General features: G+C 65.4%; 2 protein-coding genes. One reads left to right on the plus strand and one right to left on the minus strand.

What is annotated here, in order from left to right; translation table 11 throughout:
- Positions 1-221 precede the first annotated feature (221 nt).
- Positions 222-383 (plus strand): hypothetical protein, encoded by a 162-nt coding sequence (locus tag EOA28_RS39150; RefSeq protein ID WP_189342284.1) that lies wholly within the window; start codon positions 222-224, stop codon positions 381-383.
- A 352-nt stretch (positions 384-735) separates the two neighbouring features.
- Here the strand turns inward: EOA28_RS39150 and EOA28_RS31360 are convergent, their stop codons facing one another.
- Positions 736-2,778 carry an AI-2E family transporter gene (locus EOA28_RS31360; RefSeq protein ID WP_245463495.1) on the minus strand — a complete coding sequence of 681 codons (2,043 nt, stop codon included), beginning with the start codon at positions 2,776-2,778 and terminating at the stop codon, positions 736-738.
- Positions 2,779-2,864 lie beyond the last annotated feature (86 nt).

Consider the following 2,864-nt stretch of genomic DNA (forward strand, 5'->3'; position numbering starts at 1 on the left):
GTGGTATGCTGCACGGCGGTCTGCATGGTCGGCCTGCCTTCGACGACGATCCAGCCCGGCAGATCGCCGGCCTCGGCATGCTCGACGGCGCCGAATTTGAGAATGGTGGGTCTGGTCATCGGATGCTCCTTCGGTTCGCCGGAATTGGCTGGCGACGGCATAGCCGATGACGGCATGCGTTGCACGCGGCGATACGACAGCGGAAGGCGATGCGGCGACGGATGCCTGGTGCCTTCAACGGGCGGCTGAAGATCCAGCGGGTTCAAATCCGCCGCGTGCATCCAGAATCAGAAAGCCCGCCGGATGGCGGGCTTTTCGGCGTCCGGCCAGATCAGGTCGGAATGGAAGATGGCGGCGTTGCAGTGATGACGCTCAGCTTTTGACGCCTGGCCAAAACAGGCTTCTCATAGGTCTTCTTCAAGGTACCCCCTTTCAAGGCTTCATAGGTCCGCATGTGCAACTTTAAAGCTGGCGCGGCCTATAAGCTGTAGCACATTAGCAACACATAACGGACGTTCCGCAGGACTTACGGCGTTAAGCGTCACTGTCCCGTTTCGGGACTGGCATCCGTCTTGCTATGAAGAGATTGCCGGTGTCCTCCCGCCGGTCCTGATCGGGGGATCAGGTTTAAATCTCGCCGGGCCTGTGGGCTTTGGGCATCAGGGTTGGCCCGGCGAGTTTTTCTTTTCCCCACCGTTTTGCCGATCCGTTACGCCACTGGCGAGCGCTCCGCCTTCACTCCGCGGCCTGCAGCTGCTTGCGGCGCGCCGGCTGTCTGCGCCGATGGCCGGCCTTGAGCGTGACGGCCGCCTTTTTGGAAAGCGCTCCGGTCACCGCGTCGACCATGCCGAATGCCACGAAGTCGGCGTTTAGAGTGGCAGCCAGTTCTGCCGCGGCCTCGACGTCGCCATTGCCGACTTCCGACCAGAAAACGATGCCCACTCGAAGCTTCGCTTTGAGGCGCTTCAGCCGACGAACCATGAAGCGCGCGTGCCGGGTGGATTGGCGGTTGAGGAAGCCGATCACGACGGCATCGATGGCTTCGAGGTCGAGGCGGCGGATCGCCAATGGCTCGAGTTCGGTAAAGCTCGCCTTCGACACCGAAGCGCCCTGCACTTCCAGCACCTGGGCCAGCATCGCGGCGGCGGCGTCGTCGAGCTCGCCGCGCCCGCCGGCGCAGAGCACTGCGATCCCCGAGCCGTCGGGCAGATCGACCTCCTCTTCCTCCACCTCGGCAGGCTTGGCTTCGCCAGGGTTTTTCTCGCTAGCCTTGTTTTTCTCGCTAGCCTTGTTTTTCTCGCCAGCCTTGCTGTCGGTTGCTTTCTCATCGGCAGCGGCCGCCTGCTCGCTCTCTTCCTCCTCAGCCTCCTGCTGGGCGCTGTCGTCGAGATTGGCGACCAGCGTCAAGGCGCTGTCGGCAAGCTGCCGGCGCTGCGCGTCATCCATGACGCCGCGCTCCCGGTCCTGCTCGCCGAGCAGCAGCGCGGGAATCGCCACCTTGCCGTAGAATTCGAACAGATACTTATCCTCCAGCATCTCCTCGGCATGGTCGGTCGCCTCGTCCGGGTCGCCGGCCAGGAGCCGCTGGTAGAGCCTGGCATGCGGCTCCAGCACCGGCTCGTTGCCGAACAGCACGTCGAGGAACTCGAACTGCGGCACGTGCCGGCCGAGCACCACCAGGCAGACGGTGAGCGGCGTCGACAGCACCAGGCCGATCGGCCCCCACAGCCAGGTCCAGAAGATCGCGGCCACGATGATGGCCAGCGGCGACAAGCCCGTATGCGAGCCATAGAGCCACGGCTCGATGACATTGCCGGTGACGAGCTCCACGACGACGAACAGCGCGGCGGTCCACAACAGCAGCGACCAGCCGGGCGCCACGGCCAAGGCGAGGAACAGCGGCAGCAGCGCGCCGATGATCGGGCCGATATAGGGCACGAAGCGCAGTGCCAGCGCCAGCAGGCCCCAAAGCAGCGCGTTGGGGATGCCGAGCACCCAGAGCCCGATGGTGATGGGCACGGCGTAGATGATGTTGACCACCAGTTGCATCAGCAGATACTGGCCGACGCGCTTGCCGGCATCCTGCAGCGCCTGCGTGGTACGATGGAGGTCGCCATAGCCGACCAGCCGGATGAAGCGGTCGCGCAGGTCCTCGCGCTCCATCAGCATGAAAATGACGACGATGATGACGAGGCCGGCGGAGCCGAGCGGGCTGAGCAGCGGGCCGATCAGGTTCTGCAGCACCTCGAGCGGCTTTTCATGCGCGACGACCTCGACCGGGATCGGCTCGCGCTTCGGCGCCTGGGCGGCCGAGGGCAACTGCGGCTCCTGGCGGTCGATCTCCTGGCCGACGCGCTCGATGACACCGCCGAGGCGCGAGATGATGCCGCCGCCGAGGCCGTTTTCCTTCAGCGCGCGGACCTTGGTCAGGATGTTGATCTGGTAGAGGGGGATGTTCTGGGCGAGGTCGCTGACCTGGGTGGCGACGACGAAGGAGAACAGCGAAAGGGCGGCGAAGGCGCCGGCGACGCTGGCGATGACAGCCGCGATGCGCGGAACCCCCGCGCGCTTCAGGGAGGACACGACAGGCGCGATGGCGAAGGTCAACAGAAGCGCGACGGCGATCGGCAGGAACACCTCGCGCCCGAAATAGAGCGCGGCCACCGTGACCACCACGCTCGCCACAGTCGGCAGCGCCGTGCGCGGATGGCCCCTGGACGCTGCGAGCAGGCCTTCCAGCCTCGGCTCCGACGCCCCGTTCCCGCGATTGGCCGCCACCATCGAGCCTCCATGCCGTCTGTCCGGCAATGATCCCAGATACTTCGCCGGCGTGCAACGCGCCGAAGCCCGGTCGGTTGCAGCTG

The organism is Mesorhizobium sp. M2A.F.Ca.ET.067.02.1.1 (assembly GCF_004023285.1).
Lineage (GTDB): Bacteria > Pseudomonadota > Alphaproteobacteria > Rhizobiales > Rhizobiaceae > Mesorhizobium.

Bases quoted from the DNA above. Each gene is read 5' to 3' on its own strand.
- EOA28_RS39150 (WP_189342284.1), top strand. From the start codon at position 222: ATGCCTGGTGCCTTCAACGGGCGGCTGAAGATCCAGCGGGTTCAAATC.